The organism is Bradyrhizobium sp. LB14.3, from assembly GCF_040547985.1.
Taxonomy (GTDB): Bacteria; Pseudomonadota; Alphaproteobacteria; order Rhizobiales; family Xanthobacteraceae; genus Bradyrhizobium.
Map to the genome: position 1 here is coordinate 432,526 of NZ_JBEPQT010000001.1, position 23,126 is coordinate 455,651.

Genomic DNA, 23,126 nt, shown 5'->3' on the forward strand with positions numbered 1-23,126 from the left:
ATTGTATAGAGCTATCGCCCTTCAACGCTCCGCGCATTCGCGGAGACCCCTACTCCGTCACCGGCTTGTCGGACACGGCCCAATCCTTGCCGTTGAAGGTCGAGATATAGAGCGTCTTCATCGGTGTGTAGTCGCCGGGCGTGTAGTTGTAATTGACGCCGTCGAGGAAGAACGGCGAGTGGAAGCCGTTGAGGTTCGCGGCCTGCTTGAGCACGCTTTCGCGCGTGAGCTCATCGCCGCAGCGGCGCAGAATCTCGCCCATGGTCACCGCCTGGCCGTAACCGGCATAGGCGATGGTGTTGTCGGGATCGACGCTCGGCAGGTAATTCTTGCGCAGCGTGTCGAACGCGATCACATCTTTATCGTTCTCCCAGGGGCCGGGGCCGGCATCCTTGGAATAACGGATCGCGACGATACCGGTGGCGTTCTCCAGCCCCGCGGCATTGAGGATCGAGCGGCCGGTCGATCCGGCCGACAGCAGCTGCAGCGGCTTCCAGCCGAGCTCGGCGACCTTGCGGATCGACTGCGATGACGCCTTGCCGGTGGAGATGTTGTAGAAGACGTCGGCGCCCGATTTCGAGAGATTGATGAGCTGGGAATCGACGGTCGGATCGGTGAGATCGTAGGTCTGCTCCATGATCACCTTTGCGGTGCCGCCGGAGTCTTCCAAAACCTTCTTGAAGGGCCCGAGGAAGTCGCGGCCAAAATCGTCGTTCTGGTAGAGAATGCCGACCTTGGCATTCGGCTTCACGCTGAGGACGTGCCGCGCCAGGATGCGCGCTTCCGTCGGATAGAGCGGCAGGCCCGCCATCGTCCATTTGAACTCTTTCGGATTGTTCCACTTGGAGGCGCCAGTGTTGAGCAAAAGCTGCGGCACGCCCTTTGAATTCAGGTATTTGTGCACAGCCGTCTGCGGCGCGGTACCGAGCGAGCCGTAGAGCGCCAGCACCTCCTCCTGCTCGACCAGGCGCCGCGTCGCCTCGACACATTTCGGTGCGCTGTAGGCATCGTCCATGGTCAGGAATTTGACCTTGCGTCCGTTGATGCCGCCCTTCTCGTTCAGCATCTGGAAATAGGCCTCGCCGATGCGCCCGAGCACGCCGTAGAGCGAGCCGGGGCCGGAATGCGGCACGGTCTGCCCGATCTTGATCTCGGTGTCGCTGGCACCGGCATCGTATTTCTTCTCCGCGGCCCAGACGTAGGGCGCGGGCAAGGTGGATGCCGCGATGGTCGCAAGCGCGGCGGCGCTGAAATCGCGCCGCGATGGATTCCTGGTCATTGTTTGTTTCTCCCTTGGCGCGCGCATTGTGCTGGCATCGCCGCACGGCTCGCAAGCGGGAAGTCGCCGCTTTGCGACGCAATGACGTCCAAAGCGTCGCGTATAGCGCCTAGACTCAAGTTTTCTCGGCGACCACGACGAGGCCACGCACCGGCTCGTTATTCTCGATGCGTGGCGAGGCCGGCTCCAATGTGAGGAGCTTGAGGCCGGCCTTCGCCAGCGCATCGCGCGCATATTCCGCCGAATGGGCATAGCGCAGGCCTTCGCCGAGAACGATGCCACTGCCGTCATGCGTCTCCAGCGTGAAGGCGAGCACGCCACTGGGCGCGAGCAGGCGCCTGGCTTCGCCGAGCACCGGCGCGAGATCGGGCAGATAGACGAACGCATCGGCAGCGACGACGAGGTTTGCACTCGCGTCACTCTTGGCGCGCAGGCCTTCGATCATGTCGGCGACTTCGAGCTCGGCATAGAGGGCGGTGGCTCGCGCCTCCTTGATCATGCCGGGCGACAGATCGATGCCGATGAAATGATCGACCTGCTTTGCGAAGGCCGCGGCCGCCAGCCCCGTACCGCATCCGAGATCGATGGCGCGCTTGAACAGGGCGGGCTTCTTCGCGGCCACGCGGGCAGCCACCACTGCCTTGAAGATCAGCGACGGTGCGCGATAGTCGAGATCGTTGATCAGGACGTGCTCGAAACGCGGCGCGTATTGATCGAACAAGGCCTGCACGTAGGCCTTTGGCATCTCGGACAATTGCGCGGCGCCGAGGCGTATCAGATGCAGATGAGCACCATGCTGATCGCTCGCGTCGCACTCGCGCGATTTTCGAAAGGCCGCAATGGCCTTGTCGCGCTCACCGAGCTGCACGCGGATTTCGCCGAGCGTGAACCAGGCCGAGGTGAAATTCGGCGCAAGCTCGATCGTCTGCTCGAGCAGGTCGGCGGCGGCCGGCAGATCGCCCTTGAGCTGGAGGTCGCGCGCGAACTCGAAGCGGCGGTCGGCCATGAGATCGCCGGAGGTCAGGAACAGGCGCAGGGGCATTGGGGGAACCAGAAAGCGAAGCGGGCGGGTGACTCGAACACGCGGTGGCGCAACCTATATAACAGGCATGCGTCCGCAAGACATCCTGCTGCCAGTCGCGAGCGGCCTGTGCTGTAAGCCCGGCGGCTTCCACATCGACCCCATCCGGCCGGTCGAACGGGCCGTGATCACCCACGGCCATTCCGACCATGCCCGCGCGGGCCACGGCGCGGTGCTGGCGACGCAGGAAACGCTGGACATGATGCGGCTGCGCTACGGCGATAACTTTGCCGGCTCGACGCAGGCGATCCGCTATGGCGAGGAGATCCGGCTCGGCGAGACCAGCGTGAAATTCCATCCGGCCGGCCATGTGCTCGGTTCGGCGCAGGTCGCGGTCACCTGCAACGACACCTGCATCGTCGCCTCCGGCGACTACAAGGACGCGCCCGACCCGACCTGCACGCCGTTCGAGCTCGTCCCCTGCGACGTCTTCATCACCGAGGCAACGTTCGGCCTGCCGGTGTTTCGCCATGGTGATGCCGCCGACGAGGTGAAGAAGCTGCTGGCGTCGGTGGCGCTGTTTCCGGAGCGCGCGCATCTCGTCGGCGCCTATTCGCTCGGCAAGGCGCAACGCGTGATCGCGCTGCTGCGCCAAGCGGGCTACGACGCGCCGATCTATCTGCATGGCGCGATGGAGAACATCACGCATTACTATCAGAGCCGCGGGATCGCGCTCGGCGAGTTGCGGCCGGTGAAGGGCGTGAAAAAAGCGGCGCTTGCCGGCACCATCACGCTGGCGCCACCATCGGCGACCTCGGATATCTGGACGCGGCGGTTTCCCGATCCGGTCACCGCATTCGCCTCGGGGTGGATGCGGGTGCGTGCTCGCGCCCGGCAACGCGGCATCGAGCTGCCGCTGGTGATCTCGGATCACGCCGATTGGGACGGCCTCACCGCCACGATCGCGGCGACCGGCGCCGGCGAGATCTGGGTCACCCACGGCCAGGAAGATGCGCTGGTGCATTGGTGCCAAAGCAAAGGCTTGCGGGCAAAGCCGCTCGATCTCGTCGGCTATGGCGACGAGGAGGAGACCGAGACACCGCTCGCTGACGAGGCCGAAGCATGAACCGCTTCGCCGAACTTCTCGACCGCCTCGCCTACGAGCCCGGCCGCAACAACAAGTTGCGGCTGATCACCGGCTATTTTCGCGAGGTCGCCGATCCCGACCGCGGCTATGCACTGGCCGCGCTGACCGGCGCGCTCAGCTTCAAGCACGCCAAGCCCGCGCTGATCCGCGACCTGATCGCGTCGCGCACCGATCCGGTGCTGTTCGGGCTGTCCTACGACTATGTCGGCGACCTCTCGGAGACGGTGGCGCTGATGTGGCCGAAGTTGCATGGTAACGCGCCGTCTTTTCCGGGCTACCCCTCTCCCCCGCCCTCCCCCACAAGGGGGGAGGGAGCGCAGTTGCGCGCGGCGCTGTCAGTGAGCACGACAACTGGTAGCGATTCCCAAAGTGATGGACGCACGAACCTAACCGTTCCCTCCCCCCCTGTGGGGGAGGGTCAGGGAGGGGGGTACTCCGGAAGAGATGGCGATGAGTCCCCTCATGCCCGCAACCACAACAACCCACCACCGCCGACACTGACCGAGGTCGTCACCACGCTGCGCACGCTCGGCAAGACCGAGCTGCCAAAGCAGCTCGAGCGCTGGCTCGACGAGCTGGATGAGACCGGCCGCTGGGCGCTGCTGAAGCTCGTCACGGGCGCGTTGCGCATCGGCATCTCTGCGCGCCTGGCAAAGACCGCGGCTGCCGCGCTCGGCGACAAGGACCCGCATGAGGTCGAGCTGATCTGGCCCGGTCTCGCGCCGCCCTATCTCGACCTGTTCGCCTGGCTGGAAGGCCGCGGCGACAAGCCGGTCAACCGCGATCCCGCGCCGTTCCGCCCTGTGATGCTGGCGCATGCGATCGAGGACACCGATTTCGCACCACTGGATCCGGCCGATTACATCGCCGAATGGAAATGGGACGGCATCCGCGTTCAGGCAGTCGCCGGCCGAGACGAACGCGGCCACATCACCGCGCGGCTCTATTCGCGCACCGGCGAGGGCATCACGGGCAGCTTTCCGGACCTCGTGCCCGCGCTGCGCCTGCCGGGCGCCATCGACGGCGAGCTTCTGGTCCTGCGCGAGGGACGGGTGCAGACCTTTAACGTTCTGCAGCAGCGGCTCAACCGCAAGGTCGTGTCTCCGAAGCTGATCAAGGAATTTCCGATTCACCTGCGCGCCTACGATCTGCTCGGCGACGACGAGAACGATCTGCGCGAGCTGCCGTTCGCGGAGCGCCGCGAGCGGCTTGAGACGTTCATCGCAAAGCTCGACGATCCACGCATCGATCTCTCGCCCACCGTCCCGTTTGCGAGCTGGGAGGCGCTGACCGCCGCACGCGCCGATCCCGCCGGCGCCGGTGCCGGCGACGACGCGGACGCCGTCGAAGGCGTGATGCTGAAGCGGCGCGATGCGCCCTATTTGCCGGGACGGCCGAAGGGCCAATGGTGGAAGTGGAAGCGCGACCCGCACATCATCGACGCCGTGCTGATGTATGCGCAGCGCGGTCACGGCAAGCGCTCGTCCTATTATTCCGACTACACCTTTGGCGTCTGGACCGCAGGCGCGGGCGGCGACGAGCTGGTGCCGGTCGGAAAGGCCTATTTCGGCTTCACCGACGAGGAGCTGTTGCAGATCGACCGCTTCGTGCGTCGTAATACGACCGAAAAATTCGGCCCCGTCCGCCACGTCGTGCACGAGGGCGACAAGGGGCTGGTGCTGGAGGTTGCCTTCGAGGGGCTGCAGCGCTCGCCGCGGCACAAATCCGGCGTCGCGATGCGCTTTCCCCGCATCAGCCGCCTGCGCTGGGACAAGCCGCCGCGGGAGGCCGATCGGCTGGAAACGCTGGAAAAGATGCTGAAAGCGGAGGCGGCAGAGGTTGATGCGTGAGGGGAGACGGAGATCGGCCCGAGCGCCGCCACGAAGGCAGCGCGCCCCCTCGCCCGCTTGCGGGAGAGGGTTGGGGTGAGGGTAGCTCCGCAGTGGGATTCCCCAAGAGGCGAGAGCCCTCACCCGCGCCTTCGGCGCGACCTCTCCCGCAAGCGGGAGAGGTTGCAGCGAGCCTGCGGCACGATCATCCCACAACCAAGGCGAACCCGCCCGCCCGAATTAAAATCCCGTAAGCCGATTGACGCGTCGTTGCGGGTTCCCCATGTCCCCCGCCGTGCCCTATGATACGGTCGAATCCGCCCAAGGAGTTTGAGATGGCCCACGACGTCAGAGATTTGCCGGCCGGCCGCACGGATGGCCTGAACCGCTTTCTCGGCGGCTCGCCGCTGGCAGTCGCGTTTCGCCTGGTCCTGCTCTCGATCCTCGTCGGCGTCGTGCTGGCGGCGATCGGTTTCGATCCCTGGAATATCATCACCAGCATTCGTCTCTTGTTCCAGCGTTTGTGGGATCTCGGCTTCGACACCGTGAACTGGCTGTGGCGCTACTTCCTGCTCGGCGCGGTCATCGTGATTCCGATCTGGCTGCTGATGCGCGTTTTCGGCGCGCCGCGCAGATAAGTCGTTAGTTTTGAGCATGATCTTGCCGGAAAACCGCTTCACACTTTTCCGGATCTTGCTCCAGGGAGCTAGCAGCCGATGCAATTGCGCTTTGTCGGCTGCGGCGACGCCTTCGGATCCGGCGGCAGGCTCAACACCTGCTTCCACGTCTCGGGGCGCGAGACTAACTTCCTGATTGATTGCGGCGCGTCGGCTCTGCCGGCGCTGAAGCGACTCGAGATCGACCGCAATGATATCGATCTCATCCTGATCACGCATTTCCACGGCGACCATTTTGCCGGGCTGCCGTTCTTTCTGCTCGACGCGCAATTCTCGCGGCGGACGCGGCCGCTCACGATCGCCGGACCCAGAGCCATCGAGACGCGGCTGCGTGCGGTGATGGAGGCTCTGTTCGAGCACTCCTCGAAGACGAAACAGCGCTTCGAGCTGTCCTTCGTCGAGCTCGCGCCCGAGCAGCGCCGGAGCTTCGGCGCGGTGACGGTGACGCCCTACCCCGTCGTGCACGGCGAATCCGGCGGTCCCTTCCTCGCCTATCGCGTCGAGGCCGAGGGCCGCACGCTGGCCTACAGCGCCGATACCGAATGGACCGAGACGCTCATTCCACTGGCGCATGGTGCGGACCTTTTCATCGCCGAAGCCTATATGTACGAGAAGGTGGTCAAGAATCACCTCAGCCTGAAGACCTTGGAACAGCACCTTCCCGAAATCGGCACCAAACGCCTCGTCCTCACCCATATGAGCGAGGACGTGCTGTCCCGCCTCGACGACATCGCCCATCTCGCCGCCGAAGACGGCATGGTGCTCGTGTTCTGACATGCACGCACCCGTTCATCCCAGAGTCGGCTCCCGCCAGGTGTTCGCCATCGCAGGTCCCGCGATGGTCGCGAACCTCACCACGCCGCTGATTGGCGTGGTCTCGACCACCGCGATCGGACGGCTGGACGATGCCGCGCTGCTCGGCGGCGTCGCCATCGCGTCCGTCATCTTCGATTGCCTGTTCTGGCTGTTCGGATTCCTGCGCATGAGCACGCTCGCCTTCACGGCGCAGGCGCTGGGCGCCGGCGAGACGCGCGAGCTGACCGCTATCCTGGTGCGCGGCTTCATCGTGGCCGGCCTGATCGGCGTAGCGCTGATCGTGCTGCAACTGCCACTGGCCGCCGTGCTGTTCAACCTGATGGGCGGCAGCGAAGGCGTCACGCGCGCGGCCAAAACCTACTTCGTGATCCGGATCTGGTCGGCGCCGCTGGCGCTCGCGAACTACGTCATCCTCGGCTGGCTGGTCGGCCAGGCCCGCGCCAATCCGGCACTCGCGCTCCAGGTCGTCATCAATCTCGTCAATGCGGCGGCGACGATCCTGCTGGTGCTGGTCTACGACACCGGCATCGCGGGTGCTGCGATCGCGGCGCTGCTGTCCGAAGCGGCCGGATTCGGACTAGGCCTGATCGTCTGCCGCCGCTATGCGGACAGCGGGTTCGCGGTGCCATACGCGGCCCTGTTCGACCGGGCCAAGCTGATGCGGCTGCTGGCGGTGAATTCCGACATCCTGATCCGCACCGCAGCGCTGATCGCCGTGTTCCTGTTTTTCACCGCCAAGGGCGCGCGGGCCGGCGATGTCACGCTGGCCGCCAATTCCGTGCTCAACAACTTTCTGCTGGTCAGCGCCTTCTTCCTCGACGGTCTTGCGAACGCAGCCCAGCAGCTCTGCGGCCGCACGCTTGGCGCACGCGACGCCAAGGGATTTGCGGATTCGACCCGGCTGGTGCTGCTATGGGGGCTCGGCTTCGCGTTGGTCGTGTCCGCGCTGTTCGCGCTGCTTGGGCCGAGCTTGATCGATTTCATGACGGCGAGCGAAGCCGTCCGTCGCGGCGCGCGGGAATTCCTGCCGTTCGTCGTGCTTGCACCCATTCCCGGCGTGTTCGCCTTCGGCTTCGACGGCATCTATATCGGCGCGACCTGGGCGCGCGAGATGCGCAATCTGATGCTGGCCTCGCTCGCGATCTTCCTCGCCGCATGGTGGGCGCTGCAATCGTTCGGCAATGCCGGACTGTGGAGCGCGCTGATTGCCTCCTACGTCTCGCGCGGCGGCTTGCAGGCCGCGCGCTATCCGGCGCAATTCAGGAAGACGTTTTCCAAGCCGTAGCCCGCTTGGCTACATCCCCGGCCAGTCTTCCGCCGTCAGCGTCGCGGCGTCGGCGCCGACGATCTCGGAGAGAGAATCCCTCCCGGTGCGCAAGAGCGTCGAGGTGAGGTCGCGCTTGATCTCGTCGACGAGGCCGAGGCCCTTGTAGATCAGCGACGAATAGAGCTGGATCAGGCTCGCGCCGGCGCGGATTTTGGTCAGCGCGGCGCCGCCCGAGTCCACGCCGCCGACACCGATCAAGGGGAATGCGCCCTCGACCCGCACATAGGTCTCCGCGACCATCCTCGTCGACAGCCGGAACAGCGGCCGGCCGGACAGCCCGCCCTGCTCCTTGGCGCGCATCTCCTCGCGCAACGTGCTCGGCCGCACGATCGTGGTGTTCGAGACGATCATGCCGTCAACCCGGCGCGAGCGCGCGACCTGCACGACGTCGTCGAGCTGGGCGAGGCTGAGGTCCGGCGCGATCTTGAGCAGCACCGGCGTGTCGCCGGCCTTCTGGCGCACCCGCTCGCGCGCGTCGATCACCCTGGCGAGGAGATCGTCGAGCAGCGCGCCTTCCTGCAAATTGCGCAGGCCCGGCGTGTTCGGCGAAGAGACGTTGACGGTGAAATAGCTCGCCACCGGCGCAAAAGTCTCGATCAGCTTGACGTAATCATTGACGCGGTCCGGCGAGTCCTTGTTGGCGCCGACATTGACGCCGACGATACCGCCATGCTGCGCGCGCGCCGCGAGCCGGCGCAACGCGACTTCCGCGCCGTCATTGTTGAAGCCCATGCGGTTGATAACGGCCTCGTCGCGCTCCAGACGAAACAGCCGCGGCCGCGGATTGCCGCTCTGCGGCTTCGGCGTCACCGAGCCGATCTCGACGAAGCCGAAACCGAGCCGCAGCAGCGCATCCGGCACTTCGGCGCTCTTGTCAAAGCCCGCAGCCATGCCGATCGGATTGGAAAAGTTGAGCCCGAAAGCGCGCACCGCGAGCTTGGGATCGTCAGCGCGCGGCTTGACCGGCGGCAGGAAACGCAGGCCCTGGATGGCGAGTCGATGGGCATCCTCCGGATCGAGCCAGCGCAACACCGGCAGCGAGAAAGCGTCGAAAGCGCGGATCACGGGGCAAGCTCCGGGACGTCGTGGCCGCCATCGGAGCGCGTGTTGAGGTTGATCACCGCGATCACCGCGCCGAAATCGAGCTCGCCATAAAGATGCGGAAACAGCTCCTCATTGCGCGAGCGCTCCCAGCGCAATTCGCTGCCGAGCGCATCGCCGTCAACCTCGACCAGGAACAGCGCGCGCTGCCCGAAATAATGCTTGCGCAAGGTCTCGGGAACCTGGGCCGCGGTGGAGAAATGGATGAATCCGTCGCGCGCATCGTCCGCGCTGCCGCGGTAGACACCCTGCCGTTCCGCCTCGCGCCAGGCCGAGGCCGGACAGATTTTGTAGATCTTGACCACCGCTTGCGGAGCCCTTTGAGTTTCTTGGGTTTTTTCGTCTCTTGCGGGTCTTAAAACCCGGGCGCGACCGTAATGGCGCCCCCGTCCGAACTCAAGAGTTAGAGCCATTTCCGGTCCGATGAAATCGAACCGGGACTCTAAATTCTTGTTTGACGCGCTTTCTTTGCGCGAACCGGCATCCACTTCGCTTGAGAACGCTTTCCCGCCCCCTTGCGCGAAAACCGGAAAACCGGTTGATTTGAGGATAGTTTTCCTGGGTTGCGACGGGCTGGACCTTCCATGGTCAGGCAGGCCAAAGCGCAGAGGATCCTCACTCACGACCAGATCTGGGTCGCACTGGATCGGCTGGCCGAGCGTGCCGGCTTGTCACCGTCCGGCCTTGCCAAGCGCGCCGGGCTCGACCCCACCACCTTCAACAAGTCCAAGCGCGTCACCGCCGACGGCCGCGAGCGCTGGCCCTCGACCGAATCGATCGCGAAAGCGCTGGCGGCGGCGGATTCGTCGATCGATATTTTTGCCAGGCTGGTCGACGACGAGGCCGGCGACGGCCGCTCGGTACCGCTGCTCGGCTTCGCGCTGGCGGGCGCGAGCGGCGCCTTCGACGAGTCCGGCTTTCCCATCGGCAAGGGCTGGACCGAATTTGCGCTTCCCATCGCCGAGGACAGCCGCAGCTTCGCGCTGCACATTTCCGGCGAAGCGCTGCAGCCCGCCTATCGCGACGGCGACGTCATCCTGGTCTCACCCGGCGCGCCGATCCGCAAGGGCGATCGCGTGGTGGTGAAGACAAGAGCGGGCGAGGTCACGGTGGCGACGCTGAAGCGCCGCACGGCAAAGGCTCTGGAGTTGCAGCCGCTCGATGCCTCAAAGGCCGAGCGCACGATCGCGGCGAGCGACGTGGCGTGGATCGCAAGGATCGTATGGGCAAGCCAGTGAGGGAGCGTTATGCGCCGCACACTCGGCGTCGTCCTGGCGAAAGCCAGGACCCATTACCCCAGGGAGCAGTAGTCACGAGAGGTGGTCACTCCGAATCTCCGTAACCACATCCGACGGTGGTTATGGGTCCTGGCTTTCGCCAGGACGACATTGTGGAGAGATCACGCAAACAACAAATTGGACACCCTCACGCACTCCGCGCCAGCGCGCCGTCGATCATGTTGATCGCGTTCTGCACGCCATACACCGCGACAAAGGAGCCGAAGCGCGGGCCCTTTTCCTGGCCGAGCAGCACCTGGTAGAGCATGTTGAACCAGTCGAGTGTCACGCCCGGACGACCGTCCTTGCCCTTCTTGACCTGGTCGAGGAAGGGCTCGCGGCGGCCGATCTCGTAGACGACGTTCTGGATGTCCTCCGGCGTTGCGTCCTGGGAAAGCTGCGACAGCGCGTCGCGCAGATCCTGGAGCGCTGCGCGCTCCGTCTCGGTCGGTTCGCGGAACGTCTTCGTCGGCGCCACGAAGTCGCGATAATAGTTGATGGCATAGCCGACCATCGCATCGAGCTTGGGATGCGTCTGCGGCGACACGCCCGGACGATAACGGCCGATAAAACCCCACAGCGTCTCGGCATTCTCCGCGTTCGACGACGACACCAGCGTCAGCAAGAGCTGGAACGTGACGGGCATATCGAACTTCGGCGGGTTGCCACTGTGGACATGCCAGACCGGATTGCCGAGCTGCTGCTTGGCGTCCTGCTTGGCAAAGCCGTCGATGAACTGCTGGTAGTCGTCGACGTTGCGCGGGATGACGTCGAAATACAGCCGCTTGGCCGCCTTCGGCTCGCGATACATGAACAACGACAGCGATTCCGGCGAGGCGTAGCGGAGCCATTCGTCGATGGTGAGGCCGTTGCCCTTCGACTTCGAGATCTTCTGGCCCTTGTCGTCGAGGAAGAGCTCGTAGTTGAAGCCTTCCGGCGGCGTGGCGCCGAGCGCCCTCGCGATCGCGCCGGAGAGTTTTACGGAATCGATCAGGTCCTTGCCGGCCATCTCGTAATCGACGCCGAGCGCGACCCAGCGCATCGCCCAATCGGCCTTCCATTGGCACTTGACGTTGCCGCCGGTCACGGGCGTCTCGACTTCCTGGCTGGTATCGGGGTCGACATAGGTCACCGTGCCGGCCGCAACGTCGCGGCGGATCATCGGCACCTGCAGCACGACACCCGTGGTCTTGCTGATCGGGAGGAACGGCGAATAGGTCGCGCGGCGGTCGGGTCCGAGCGTCGGCAAAATGATCGCCATCACCTTGTCGTAGGCCGCCAGCATCTTGAGCAGCGTCGCGTCGAAACGGCCGGACGTATAATGGTCGGTCGAGCTCGCGAATTCGTAGTCGAAGCCGAAATGATCGAGGAAGGCTCGCAGCCGCGCATTGTTGTGGTGCCCGAACGACGGGTACTCGTTGGAGAACGGATCCGGCACGCGCGTCAGCGGCTTGCCGAGATGCGCGGCCAGCATCTCCTTGTTGGGGACGTTGTCGGGCACTTTCCGAAACCCGTCCATGTCGTCGGAGAACGCGAGCAGGCGCGTCTTGATCTTGTTTTCGGTCAGCACATGGAAGGCGTGCCGCACCATCGATGTGCGCGCGACCTCGCCGAAGGTGCCGATATGTGGCAGGCCGGACGGGCCGTAGCCGGTTTCGAACAGCACCTCGTCCTTCGGGCTTTTCTTCAGCCGCGCGACAATGGCCTTCGCCTGCTCGAACGGCCAGGCGTTGGATTGTTCGGCGAGCGCACGCAGATCGCTCGGATTCGCGGCAAGATCGATAACGGACATCTAGGAGCCTCCGGGCCGCGGAAAATAGCGATTTCCGGGCAGAATGCAATTTTGCGAGACCGTGCAACCGCACGCACCGTCATTGCGAGCGAAGCGAAGCAATCCAGAATCTTCCCGCAGAAGCACTCTGGATTGCTTCGTCGCTGCGCTCCTCGCAATGACGACGAGGAGGCAGCGAAGTTAAAACGGGCTCACCGAGAAATACCGCAGCCACAGATCCGTGTAGCGGCCTTTTTCCCAGACACGGAACATCGCCCAGTTCAGGGCCTGGCGCAGCACGTCGTTGCCCTTGCGCACGGCGATGCCGATGCCCTCGCCGAAGAAGCGGCTCTCGACGAAGGGGCCGCCGGAGAAGGCGCAGCAATCGCCGGAATCGGAGCCGTTGATCCAGAACGCGAGCGAGATGGCGTCGCCGAAGATGAAATCGACCTCACCCTTGCGTAAAGCACTCCGCATAACGTCGTCGTTGGGATACGGGTGCAGCTCGGCGTCGGTGAACATCGCCTTGAGATAGGCTTCATGCGCGGAGCCGGCGATGACGCCGACCTTCTTGCCCTCGAGATATTCGGGCCGGATCTCCGGCATCACCGCGTCCTTGCGCGAGGCGAAGCGCGCCGGCACGCGGTAATAGGGATCGGTGAAGTCGACGCGGGCGCGGAGCTGCGGGCTCACCGCCATCGAGGCAATGATGGCATCGCCCCGGTTGGAGGCGAGCGCGTCCAACAGCGTCTCGAAGCGGCGCATCTGCACCGTGCAGGTGACCTTGATCTCCTCGCACAGCGCGCGGGCGAGATCGACGTTGAAGCCGGCCGGATTGCCGTCGGCGCCGGTGTAGTTGAACGGCGGATAGTCGGTCTCGGTCAGGAAACGGATCACGGTCAGACGCGCCAGGTCCGGCCGCTCCGGCCGCCGCCGCGGGTCCCAGAAGCCGGGCACGGCCTGCGGGGCCGCCTGGGGTCTCGCCTGCGGTGTGGCTTCGGGCACCGCGGAAGGCTGCTTGGCCGGAGTCTGGGCTTTTGCGCCGGACAGGCCCGCGAGCAGGCAAACGCCGACGACCAGCCCGGTCATCAAGCCACGGGCGGATTTGGACGATTTCGCCTGTTGCGATGGAGCCATCGGCTGAAAATGAACGAATTTCGTTGGGATCGGAGGGCCTTATAGCCCATCCCGCCGGGAACGCGAGCGCCGATTGCGGTTAGACAAGGTCCTTCAGAGATACCGCTTCAGCTCCACCGCGGCCTCTTCCGGCGTGCGCTTCAGGTTGAATGGCGAGACGAAGCGGCCGTCGCGGTCCATCAGATAGATCAGCGCGGTGTGGTCCATGGTGTAGTCGCCGTCCTTGGTCGGGACCTTCTTGGCGTAGACCCGGTAGGAGGTGATCACCTTGGCGGTCTCGGCGGGATCGCCAGAGAGGCCTTCGAGGTGCGGGTCGAAGCTCGACAGATAGTCCTTCATCGCCGCGGTCGTATCGCGCTCGGGATCGACCGAGATGAAGACCGCGTTGACCTTGTCGGCATCCTTGCCCAGCGCGCGCAGCACTTCCGAGATCTCGAACAGCGAGGTCGGGCAGACATCGGGGCAATGGGTGTAGCCGAAGAAGATCAGGGTCGGCTTGCCCTTCAGGTTCTTGTCCGTGAAGGCCTTGCCGTTCTGGTCGGTGAGCTGGAACGGGCCGCCGATCGCGGCCGGCTGCGCCACCTTGCTGACCCCGCCCATGGCCCAGAATACGATCAGGAGCCCGAGGACGAGGCTTGCAGCGAAGGCGGTCGCGATTACCAGCGGACGGGCGGCTGAACTCATGGGCGGAAAACTTCCTGTCGCGGGTCAGAAGCAGGCGGCAAAGCCAGTCCCGATCATTTCGAAGAACACCTGGCTGCCATAGTGGAACCAGAGCGCGAGCACGCCGAGCACGACCAGGCCGCCGACGCCAGCACCTGCCAACAGCAGCACGAACGGCGTCCGGCCGGCAGTGGGCGAATTGTCCGATACAGGATGGGTAGGGTGCAGTGGTTGAGCCATGACAACGATCGGGGCGAAGGCCCTGGTTCCCAGGCTTTCAGATAGGCTTTGGGCCGCCTGGGGGCAAGGCGCCGCTGGCGACCCAAAAGGATCCCGTCATGCTGAGGATCTCAGTGAAAGACCTGGCCCCGAGCGGACTCGAGCTGTTCCGCTTCCGGCAGAGACCGGCGCGACGGCGGCTTGATCGCCGAGGCCTGCGCGTCCAGGTAGCAGGGCTTGTACATGGCCTGGAGCTGTCTGCCCCTCAGGAACAGCATATGCGGGGTGAGGCCGCCGCGCTGATTGATCCAGCGTTTCACCTGCGACGGATACATCGCATAGAGCATCTGGGTCGCTTCGGAATTGGTGACGGCGCGGCCATTGGTGCCGAAATCCCAGGCGGCGTGGAAGCCCAGCGTCGCATGCGAGGTCACACAGATACGGTCATGCGGGATGGCCCCGAGGACGATGGTGCAGGCCGAGGCGCAGAGGCCGTCGATGATGACGGTGTCGCCTGATTGTCGCAGATCCTGGTATCTGTCGACGTAGGTTCCAATCCGGCCGCCGCGGTCATCTGCGATCCGGACCACCGCGTGAGAAGCCCCCATGCTCGCGATCAGGAGAACCGCCGCGAGCAACCCCGTCAGAAATTTCATTATCCCCCGCCCCAGTCGAATTCGAATCTGTGTGTCAGGTGGTGATGCCCTGCTAGGGTCCGTCGTAACCGCGGTTTTGTCTAGGCATGCCGGCTCGCTCAAAACAAATTCAAATCCAGTGTTGCGCCCGCGCTGCACTCGGGCGGTCTTTTTCCCGAGGTGGAACAAGTTAACGATGGCTTACGCGCCATACTCTTGATCTCAGTTGCAACCGCTGGCTTCAATCCGGGCAACTACAGGGGGAACCGATGGAGGGGAAACACTTGGCTAAACAGATGGCTGAAGAGACAGACGTCATCGTCGTCGGCGCAGGATTGTCGGGCCTCGTGGCCGCAACCGAAATCGCCGATGCGGGCAAGCGCGTGATCGTGGTCGACCAGGAGGGCGAGCAGTCGCTCGGCGGCCAGGCGTTCTGGTCGTTCGGCGGATTGTTTCTGGTCGATTCGCCGGAGCAGCGCCGGCTCGGCATCAAGGATTCCTACGAGCTTGCGCTGCAGGACTGGCTTGGCACCGCCGGCTTCGACCGCGACGAGGATTTCTGGCCGCGCCAATGGGCCGAGGCTTATGTGGCATTCGCGGCCGGCGAGAAGCGCGACTGGCTGCGTGCGATGGGCCATCGCATCTTCCCCGTGGTCGGATGGGCCGAGCGCGGCGGCTATGACGCGATGGGCCACGGCAATTCGGTGCCGCGCTTTCATGTCACCTGGGGGACCGGACCCGGCATCGTCGAGCCATTCGAGCGCCGCGCGCGCGAGGCCGTCAGAGGCGGCCGGCTGAGCTTCAGGTTCCGCCATCGCGTCGATGCGCTGTCCGTCACCAACGGCACGGTGGATGGCGTCAGCGGCGCCGTTCTCACCCCCGACAATGTCGAGCGGGGCAAAAGCTCGTCGCGCAATGTCGTCGGCGAGTTTGCGTTGAAGGCGCAGGCCGTGATCGTGGCGTCCGGCGGCATCGGCGGCAATCACGAGCTGGTGCGGCAGAACTGGCCGAAGCGACTCGGCGCGCCGCCGAAATTCATGATCTCCGGCGTGCCCGAGCATGTCGACGGCCGCATGATCGGCATCACCGAGACATCAGGCGCGCGGCTGATCAACCGCGACCGCATGTGGCATTATGTCGAAGGCATCCAGAACTGGAATCCGATCTGGCCGCGCCACGGCATCCGCATCCTGCCCGGCCCGTCCTCGATGTGGTTCGACGCCACCGGCACGCGATTGCCGGCGCCGCTCTTCCCCGGCTCCGACACGCTCGGCCAGCTCCAATACATCATGTCCACCGGTTATGATTATTCCTGGTTCATCCTGACCCAGAGCATCATCAAGAAGGAGTTTGCGCTGTCGGGCTCGGAGCAGAACCCCGATCTCACCGGCAAGAGCTGGCGGATGACCTTGCGCCGCGCCATCAACAAGGGCGCGCCGGCGCCGGTGGAAGCGTTCAAAAACCATGGTGTCGACTTCATCGTGCGCGACAAGATCGAGGATCTCGTTACGGCGATGAACAAGCTCGCTGGCAGCGACCTCCTCAAGCTGGAGCACATCAGGATGCAGATCGAGGCGCGCGACCGCGAGATCGCCAATCCTTACGTCAAGGATGCGCAGGTGATGAACATCCACAATGCGCGGCGCTATATCGGCGACAGGCTGATCCGCACGGCTCCCCCGCACCGCATCCTCGATCCCGCGCAGGGACCGCTGATCGCGGTCAAGCTCAACATCCTCACCCGCAAGACGCTGGGCGGTTTCGAGACCGATCTCTCCTCGCGCGTGTTCGGCGAGGAGGGCAGCGTCATTCCGGGCCTCTACGCAGTGGGCGAAGCCGCCGGCTTCGGCGGCGGCGGCGTGCACGGCTATCGCTCGCTGGAAGGCACGTTCCTCGGCGGCTGCCTGTTCTCGGGCCGCAATGCCGGACGCGCGGCGGCGAAGGCGGTGAGCTAGATCATGCGGCGGTGGATGCGCATCGCGGCGCTTGTTGCGGCATTGGCCGCCGCCTCGGCTGCGTCCGCCGATACGATCGACATCGACGGCGTGAAGCGGTCCTACACCGCGCAACTTCCGGCGAAGCGGCTTGTGCCGCTCGTGGTCGTGCTGCATGGCAAGACCCAGCGCGGCGCCGACATGATGACGCGGACGGCATGGCCGCAGGTCGCAAAGCGCGAAGGGTTTGCCGTGGTCTTTCCCGATGGCCTCAACCATGCATGGGCCGACGCGAGGACCAAGGCGGGACCCGCGCTCCGTGGCCCGCCCGCAGCCACCGACGACGTCGCCTTCATCGCAAAGCTCGTCGAGAAGCTGGTGGCGAACGGCACCGCGGACCCTCGCCGCGTCTATGTCACCGGCATCTCCAATGGCGGCGCCATGGCGATGACGCTGGTCTGCGCCCGCGCCGATCTGTTTGCTGCCGGCGCGAGCGTGATCATGAATCTCACCGACGAGGCCGCCGTCACGTGCCATCCGTCGCGGCCGCTGCCGATGCTGTTGATGAACGGTACGGCCGACCCGCTGGTCCCCTACGAGGGCGGCCGCGGATCGAGCTATTATGCCGCAGACGGGTTCTGGTCCACCGACGAGACGCTGGCGTTCTGGCGCAAGCTCAACGGCTGCGAGACCGACAACGCCGACATGACCGATTTGCCCGACAGGGCGCCCGCAGACCAGTCCACCGTCACACGGATCTCCTCGCGCTGTCCTGATGGGCACGACGTCGTGCTTTATCGCATCAATCGAGGCGGTCACCGCATGCCCGGATTTTCTCCGGATGCCCGCTTCCCGAAGGTCGCAGCCGGCCTGCTCGGGCCGCAGAACGGCGACATCGACGGCGCCGAGACGATCTGGACTTTTTTCAGCCAGTTTCCGTAGGGAGTGCATGCATCGACGGCGGCGCATGCGTGCTCGGGGTGGCACGGAGCAAGCCGCTGCGCTAGACAGGGCCGCCATTCAAAGGAGATCCCCAATGAGCATTCAGCGTCTTGAAGCCGGCCCGCGCATGAGCCAGGTCGTCGTGCACGGCAACACCGTCTATCTCGCCGGTGTCGTCGCCAACAACGCCGCCGGCGAAAGCGTGACCAAGCAGACCCAGGACATCCTGGCGACCATCGACAGCCATCTCGCCAAGGCCGGCACCGACAAGTCGAAACTGCTCTCGGCCACGATCTACATCACCGACATGAAGACGTTCGGCGAGATGAACGCCGTATGGGACGCCTGGGTCTCGCCCGGCAACACCCCGGCGCGCGCCACCGTCGAAGCCAAGCTCGCAGCGGCGCAATACACCGTCGAGATCATGGTCACCGCGGCGAAGTAAGCTTACGACAGCATTTATGCGCGGCTGAAGCGCGATGAAATATCATCGCGCTTCAGAGCGACCGCCGCAATCACGCCAACCGATACGCAGCCTTCGCATTCACGCCGAACGTCTTGTCGCGCACATGCGCGCCGAGCCTCATCAGGCACGCCTCCAGCGCCCCCTTGATCTCGCCGTAGCTGCCCGCGAGCAGGCACACCGGCCAATCCGAGCCAAAAATCAGGCGATCCTCGCCAAAGCATTTCGCGGCGTGCGCGACGAACGGAAACAGCCGCTCCGCATCCCAATCGTTCCACACCGCTTCCGTCGCCAGCCCCGAGACCTTGCACCAGACATTGCCGCAGGCCCCAAGTGCGGCGATGCGATCGGACCATTCGTTGCTTCCACCGTCTGCGATCGGCGGCTTGGCGGCGTGGTCGAGCACGAAGCGCGCCTGCGGGAAGGCCTGTGCGGTTGCGATCGCCGCCGGCAGCTCGCGGGTGCGGACAAGGAAATCGTAGGCGAGATCGTGTGCGAACACCGCCGTGAGGCCACGCTGGACGTCCTCGCGCAGCAGCCAGTCCGGATCAGCCTCGTCATGCACCTGGTGGCGGATGCCGACCAGCTTGTCCCCGCCGGGCGAAGCGCGCAGCCGGTCCAGCGTTTCACCAAGTGCAGCATCGGTCAGATCAGCCCAGCCGACGACGCCAACGACAAATGGGTTTTCATGCGCGATCCGCAAAAAATCCTCGGTCTCCTCCAGCGCGGAGCGGCATTGCACCACGATGCTCGCGTCGATGCCGTTCGCTTCCAACAACGGCGCGAGATCGGCCGGACCGAGGGCGCGGCGAATCGGCGTGAGCTCGGGCGCGTCCATCCAGGGATAGTCGGCGCGCGCCGGGTCCCAGAAATGCTGATGGCCGTCGATGATCATGCCGTACGCTCCGCTCGGCAATGGTGCGCGGACGTCGACCAGGTTTCGCGCACGCAGCTCCTGCCAGAACGCCGCCGGCACCGTCTTTTCCGACATCGCGATGTTGTCGGCAACTTCCGCGGCATTGCGCGCGCCCATCACGGCGACCGTCACGGCCGGATGGGCCATGCAGAACTGCAGCGCGGCGGCTTTCAGCTCGGTGCCGTGCTTGCGGCAGAGCTCGTCGAGTGCGAGCGCACGGGCAACGAGTGCCGCATCGGCGTCCTGATAGTCGAACTTCGCGCTCGAATGCGGATTGGCCAAAATGCCGCTGTTGTAGATGCCGCCGAGCAGGATGCCGGTGTTCTTCGCGGCGCAGCCCGGGAACAGCGCATCCAGCGCGCCCTGATCGAGCAGCGTGTAGCGGCCGGCGAGCAAGAAGCAGTCGACCGGAACGGCCTCTGCAAACCGCACCAGCATTTCCGACTGGTTCATGCCGGCGCCGATTGCCTTGACCGTGCCGTCGGCGCGCAGGCGCTGGAGCGCGCGGAACGCACCGGCCACGGCGTCGTCATAGTGATCGTCGGGATCATGCACCAGCAAGACGTCGACGCGGTCGAGCCCAAGACGCGCCAGGCTCTCCTCCACCGATCGCATCACGCCGTCATAACTGAAATCGAACACCGGCCGCTCGCGCGACGTGCCCTTGTAATGCGCGTCCTCGGCGGCAGCGCCATCGGGCGCACGCAGCAGGCGGCCGACCTTGGTGGAGATGGCGTAGGAGTCACGCGGCTGCTGCCGCAGGAATGCGCCAAGGCGTCGCTCCGCGAGGCCAAAGCCGTACAGCGGCGCGGTGTCGAAGAAGCGGATTCCGAGCGACCAGGCGCGGGCGATCGTCGCTTCCGCATCGGCATCGCTGACGGGGCTGAACAATCCGCCGAGCGGGGCGGAACCGAGGCCGAGTGACGTGACGTCGAGAGAGCCGAGCCGCGACCTTTTCATTCCCATTGCCTTCCAACAGCCCGCTTTCGAAAGTCCCGCTTCCGAAAGTATCGGTTCCAACAGCCAAGATCATCTCTCCCGCTTGCGAAAACCGCAAGCGGGAGAGGCACGCAGGAGCGCGGGGCTGGGGCCGCTCCTATTTCAACATCTGCGCAACGTTGTCCTTGGTCACGAGATCGAGGCCGGTATAGACGATCTCCGGCACCTTCTCGCCTTTCTTGATGGCGAGCAGCGTATCCATCGCCTTCTCGCCCATCTCCAGGGGACGCTGACCAACCAGCGCATTGGCATAGCCATCGCGCAACAGCTCGAGCTGCATCTTCAGCGTATCGGCGACCACAAGCGTGAACTTGCCGGAATCGATATCCTTCTTGTACCTGGAGGCGAAGGCCTTGAAGCCTTCGGGGGCGAACATCGGCCAGCCGCCGATGGGAACGATCGCGGCGAGGTCGGGCGTTGCAGTGCGCATGTCAGTCATCTGCTGAACCGCCAGCGCGGGATCGTCGTTGCAGAACGTCGGAGAGCCCGCGACTTCGGTCCATTTCGAGCCCTTCAGCGCCTCGCGGACGCCGTCGACGCGTTCGGCGAGGTTCTTGGCGCCGGGACCACCCGAGACCATGGCGTATTTGCCGCCGTCGGGCCGCAGCTTCAACAGTTGCTTGCCGAGTGCGACGCCGAACTCCTTGTTGTTGGTGCCGATATAGGCGATCCGCTTGGAGCCGGGTGCATCGGCATCGAAGGTGATGATCGGGATGCCGGCCGCGGTCGCCGCCTCGATCGACTTCGACATGGCCGCGACGTCGGCGACCGAGATCGCGAGGCCGTCGACCTTCTGAGTGACGAAGTCCTGAATGATCTGGGCCTGCGTCGCCGGCTCGTGCTCCACGGGCCCCTTGTAGATACACTCGATATTGCCGAGCTCCTTGGCACGCTTCAGGCAGCCGTCGCGCGCGAAGTCGAAGAACGGATTGTTCATCGCCTTGGGCACGATCACGAAACGGTAGTTCGCGGCAAACACCGGCGTTGCCATCATCGCGACTGCGATGCCGGCAAGAAGAAATTTCTTCATCGTCTCCTCCACCCTTCTCTGGCGCCCATCCTCTTAAGATCGTCCGGGAAGCGGACAGGCGGCATTTTCGTTGCCTTCCCGGAACGACGTCATTTCAGATCATCCGCGAACGGATGCGGTCGACCAGCACGGCCAGGATGATGATCACGCCCACCAGCGTCTGCTGCCAGTAGGAGCTCACCTGGGCGAGCACGAGGCCGTTGCGGATCACCTCGAGCAGCACGCAGCCGACGATGGCCCCTAACGGACCGCCGATGCCGCCGGCGAGATTGGCACCGCCAATGACGGCCGCGGCGATCACGTTGAGCTCGTAGGATGTCGCCATGTTGGCCGGCGCCGACCCAAGCCAGCCGGAGATGATGATGCCCTGGAGGCCCGCGGCGAGCGCGCAGGTCACATAGACCTCGATCTTCACCCGCACGACCGGGATGCCGGTGAGTTCGGCCGCCTTCTCGTTGCCGCCGAGCGCGAACACGTGGCGGCCGAAGCCCGTATGGTGCAGCACCACAGCCATCGCCAGCGCGAGGACCACGAGATAGATGAAAGGCACGGGCACGCCGAGCACGTCGCCCGAGGTGAGCGCGTAGAAATAATCGGCATCCGGTCCACCAGGAAAGCTGCCGCGGCCGTTGGAGACGACATAGCCGAGCCCGCGCACGATCGAGAGCATGCCCAGCGTGGTGACGAAGGGCGACAGCCCGAGCACGGCGATACAGAAGCCGTTGACGAGGCCGGCGAGCAGCGCGACGCCGAGGCCGGCGAGGATCGAGAGCAGCAGGATCAGGCCGGGAACATTGGCCAGCACGGTCTTGCCGTCGGCCGCCATGTGGACGAACAGGGAGCCTGCGGCCGAGCCGGGTGACGACAGCTCAGTCATCACCATCGAGGTGACCATGGCGGAGAAGCACATCATCGAGCCGACCGACAGATCGATGCCGCCGGTGATGATCACGAAGGTGACGCCCAGGGTGGCGATGGCGATGAAGGAAAAGTTCTTCGCCACGTTCTGGATGTTGCCTTCGGTAAAGAAATACGGGCTGGCGAAATGCATGACCACCAGCAGCACCGCCAGCGCCAGCAGGACATAGCCGGTCTGGGAGGCAAAGATGCCGCGCTGCCACCATCTGATCCGGCCGACATTGGTGAAGCTGATCGGGGATTCCAAGGGCATGGCCATCACGCCGCCTCCTTCGCGCCGGTGATCAGGGCGGTGACCTCCTCGGGGGAGGTCTGGTGGATCGGCTTGTCGGCCCGCTTCTCGCCACGGCGCATGACGACGACGCGATCGCACACCGCGAACACGTCGGGCATGCGGTGCGAGATCAGCATCACGGCAACGCCCTGTTCCTTCAGCCGGTGGATCAGGCCGAGCACCTGCTCGACCTGGCGGACCGAGATCGCGGCCGTAGGCTCGTCCATCATCACCAGCCTGGCGTTGGAGAGCCGCGTCCGCGCGATCGCAACCGCCTGGCGCTGTCCGCCCGACATCTGCTTGACGAGATCGTCGGGGCGCGTTTCAGAGCGCAGTTCGCCGAACAGCTCCAGCGCACGCGCCGCCATCGCCTTGTGATCGAGCAACGCGAGCGGGCCGAACCTGCGCTTCAGCTCGCGGCCGAGGAAGACGTTGGCGGCAGCCGTCAGATTGTCGGCGAGCGCAAGGTCCTGGTAGACGACCTCGATGCCGACACCGCGGGCATCGACGGGCCGGTTGAAATGAACCGCGCTGCCGGCGAAGCGGATTTCGCCGTGGCTGGGGCGGAAATTTCCGGCGATGATCTTGACCAGCGTCGACTTGCCCGCACCGTTGTCGCCCATCAGGCCGACGACCTCGCCGGGGAGGACCTGCAGGTCGACGCTGTGAAGCGCGCGGATTGCGCCGAACTCCTTGCCGATGCCGGTCAGTTCGAGGACCGGTGTCGCTTCAGTATTTGTCATCAGCGGCC

At 64.9% G+C, this 23,126-nt stretch carries 22 protein-coding genes and 1 pseudogene; 9 read left to right on the forward strand and 14 right to left on the reverse strand.

Annotation, left to right across the window (positions count from 1 at the left end):
* Nucleotides 1–49: 49 nt before the first annotated feature.
* The gene (locus ABIB00_RS01990; RefSeq protein WP_247338625.1) at nt 50–1,279 is read right to left on the reverse strand and encodes an ABC transporter substrate-binding protein; all 1,230 of its coding nucleotides are present in this window, start codon (nt 1,277–1,279) and stop codon (nt 50–52) included.
* 115 nt (nt 1,280–1,394) lie between these two features.
* A complete protein-coding gene (locus ABIB00_RS01995; RefSeq protein ID WP_354103193.1) occupies nt 1,395–2,321 on the reverse strand; it encodes a methyltransferase domain-containing protein in 927 nt (308 codons plus the stop codon).
* Nucleotides 2,322–2,388: 67 nt separating this feature from the next.
* Between ABIB00_RS01995 and ABIB00_RS02000 the strand changes: the two genes are divergently transcribed.
* The 5 genes from ABIB00_RS02000 to ABIB00_RS02020 all read left to right on the forward strand — a co-directional run bounded on the left by ABIB00_RS02000 (nt 2,389) and on the right by ABIB00_RS02020 (nt 8,054).
* The gene (locus tag ABIB00_RS02000) at nt 2,389–3,426 is read left to right on the forward strand and encodes a ligase-associated DNA damage response exonuclease (RefSeq protein WP_354103403.1); all 1,038 of its coding nucleotides are present in this window, start codon (nt 2,389–2,391) and stop codon (nt 3,424–3,426) included.
* Entirely contained in the window at nt 3,423–5,297 is a 1,875-nt protein-coding gene (locus ABIB00_RS02005; RefSeq protein ID WP_354103194.1) for an ATP-dependent DNA ligase, read from the forward strand. Before ABIB00_RS02000 ends, ABIB00_RS02005 begins: the two co-directional genes overlap by 4 nt.
* Nucleotides 5,298–5,611: 314 nt before the next feature.
* Entirely contained in the window at nt 5,612–5,914 is a 303-nt protein-coding gene (locus ABIB00_RS02010) for a DUF6460 domain-containing protein (protein WP_354103195.1), read from the forward strand.
* A 78-nt stretch (nt 5,915–5,992) separates the two neighbouring features.
* Nucleotides 5,993–6,727, forward strand: a complete 735-nt coding sequence (locus ABIB00_RS02015) for an MBL fold metallo-hydrolase (RefSeq protein ID WP_354103196.1) — start codon at nt 5,993–5,995, stop codon at nt 6,725–6,727.
* 1 nt (nt 6,728) lies between these two features.
* Nucleotides 6,729–8,054, forward strand: a complete 1,326-nt coding sequence (locus ABIB00_RS02020; RefSeq protein WP_354103197.1) for an MATE family efflux transporter — start codon at nt 6,729–6,731, stop codon at nt 8,052–8,054.
* 9 nt (nt 8,055–8,063) lie between these two features.
* On the opposite strand, the gene ABIB00_RS02025 is transcribed toward ABIB00_RS02020, so the two are convergent.
* The gene (locus tag ABIB00_RS02025) at nt 8,064–9,161 is read right to left on the reverse strand and encodes a quinone-dependent dihydroorotate dehydrogenase (protein ID WP_247448381.1); all 1,098 of its coding nucleotides are present in this window, start codon (nt 9,159–9,161) and stop codon (nt 8,064–8,066) included.
* A complete protein-coding gene (locus tag ABIB00_RS02030; protein ID WP_247338639.1) occupies nt 9,158–9,502 on the reverse strand; it encodes a DUF952 domain-containing protein in 345 nt (114 codons plus the stop codon). The genes ABIB00_RS02025 and ABIB00_RS02030 overlap by 4 nt, the downstream gene beginning before the upstream one ends.
* Nucleotides 9,503–9,781: 279 nt before the next feature.
* Here ABIB00_RS02030 and ABIB00_RS02035 point away from each other — a divergent pair, with 279 nt between their 5' ends.
* Entirely contained in the window at nt 9,782–10,435 is a 654-nt protein-coding gene (locus ABIB00_RS02035; protein ID WP_354103198.1) for a S24 family peptidase, read from the forward strand.
* Nucleotides 10,436–10,622: 187 nt separating this feature from the next.
* On the opposite strand, the gene ABIB00_RS02040 is transcribed toward ABIB00_RS02035, so the two are convergent.
* The 5 genes from ABIB00_RS02040 to ABIB00_RS02060 form a co-directional block, all read right to left on the reverse strand.
* Nucleotides 10,623–12,266 (reverse strand): lysine--tRNA ligase, encoded by a 1,644-nt coding sequence (locus ABIB00_RS02040; RefSeq protein WP_354103199.1) that lies wholly within the window; start codon nt 12,264–12,266, stop codon nt 10,623–10,625.
* A gap of 180 nt (nt 12,267–12,446) precedes the next feature.
* Nucleotides 12,447–13,382, reverse strand: a complete 936-nt coding sequence (locus ABIB00_RS02045; RefSeq protein WP_354103200.1) for a transporter substrate-binding domain-containing protein — start codon at nt 13,380–13,382, stop codon at nt 12,447–12,449.
* Nucleotides 13,383–13,475: 93 nt separating this feature from the next.
* Nucleotides 13,476–14,066 carry an SCO family protein gene (locus tag ABIB00_RS02050; protein WP_354103201.1) on the reverse strand — a complete coding sequence of 197 codons (591 nt, stop codon included), beginning with the start codon at nt 14,064–14,066 and terminating at the stop codon, nt 13,476–13,478.
* A gap of 24 nt (nt 14,067–14,090) precedes the next feature.
* Entirely contained in the window at nt 14,091–14,285 is a 195-nt protein-coding gene (locus ABIB00_RS02055) for a hypothetical protein (RefSeq protein ID WP_354103202.1), read from the reverse strand.
* Between the two features lie 110 nt (nt 14,286–14,395).
* Nucleotides 14,396–14,920, reverse strand: coding sequence for a hypothetical protein (locus tag ABIB00_RS02060; RefSeq protein ID WP_354103203.1), 525 nt, complete (start codon nt 14,918–14,920; stop codon nt 14,396–14,398).
* Nucleotides 14,921–15,195: 275 nt separating this feature from the next.
* Here ABIB00_RS02060 and ABIB00_RS02065 point away from each other — a divergent pair, with 275 nt between their 5' ends.
* The 3 genes from ABIB00_RS02065 (at nt 15,196) to ABIB00_RS02075 (ending at nt 18,220) form a co-directional block, all read left to right on the forward strand.
* Entirely contained in the window at nt 15,196–16,854 is a 1,659-nt protein-coding gene (locus ABIB00_RS02065) for an FAD-binding dehydrogenase (protein WP_354103204.1), read from the forward strand.
* Nucleotides 16,855–16,857: 3 nt separating this feature from the next.
* Entirely contained in the window at nt 16,858–17,775 is a 918-nt protein-coding gene (locus ABIB00_RS02070) for a CE1 family esterase (protein WP_354103205.1), read from the forward strand.
* Between the two features lie 94 nt (nt 17,776–17,869).
* Complete coding sequence (locus ABIB00_RS02075; protein WP_247338655.1) at nt 17,870–18,220, forward strand: RidA family protein; 351 nt, start codon at nt 17,870–17,872, stop codon at nt 18,218–18,220.
* A gap of 70 nt (nt 18,221–18,290) precedes the next feature.
* Here the strand turns inward: ABIB00_RS02075 and ABIB00_RS02080 are convergent, their stop codons facing one another.
* The 5 genes and pseudogenes from ABIB00_RS02080 to ABIB00_RS02100 all read right to left on the reverse strand — a co-directional run bounded on the left by ABIB00_RS02080 (nt 18,291) and on the right by ABIB00_RS02100 (nt 23,118).
* Entirely contained in the window at nt 18,291–19,133 is an 843-nt protein-coding gene (locus tag ABIB00_RS02080; RefSeq protein ID WP_354103404.1) for an amidohydrolase family protein, read from the reverse strand.
* Nucleotides 19,134–19,139: 6 nt separating this feature from the next.
* Nucleotides 19,140–20,114, reverse strand: a pseudogene (locus ABIB00_RS02085) (aldo/keto reductase); the annotation flags it as partial.
* A 136-nt stretch (nt 20,115–20,250) separates the two neighbouring features.
* The gene (locus ABIB00_RS02090; protein WP_354103206.1) at nt 20,251–21,183 is read right to left on the reverse strand and encodes a sugar-binding protein; all 933 of its coding nucleotides are present in this window, start codon (nt 21,181–21,183) and stop codon (nt 20,251–20,253) included.
* A 94-nt stretch (nt 21,184–21,277) separates the two neighbouring features.
* Complete coding sequence (locus ABIB00_RS02095; protein WP_247448371.1) at nt 21,278–22,360, reverse strand: ABC transporter permease; 1,083 nt, start codon at nt 22,358–22,360, stop codon at nt 21,278–21,280.
* Nucleotides 22,360–23,118, reverse strand: coding sequence for an ATP-binding cassette domain-containing protein (locus tag ABIB00_RS02100; protein ID WP_247448370.1), 759 nt, complete (start codon nt 23,116–23,118; stop codon nt 22,360–22,362). Before ABIB00_RS02100 ends, ABIB00_RS02095 begins: the two co-directional genes overlap by 1 nt.
* Between the last annotated feature and the right edge of the window lie 8 nt (nt 23,119–23,126).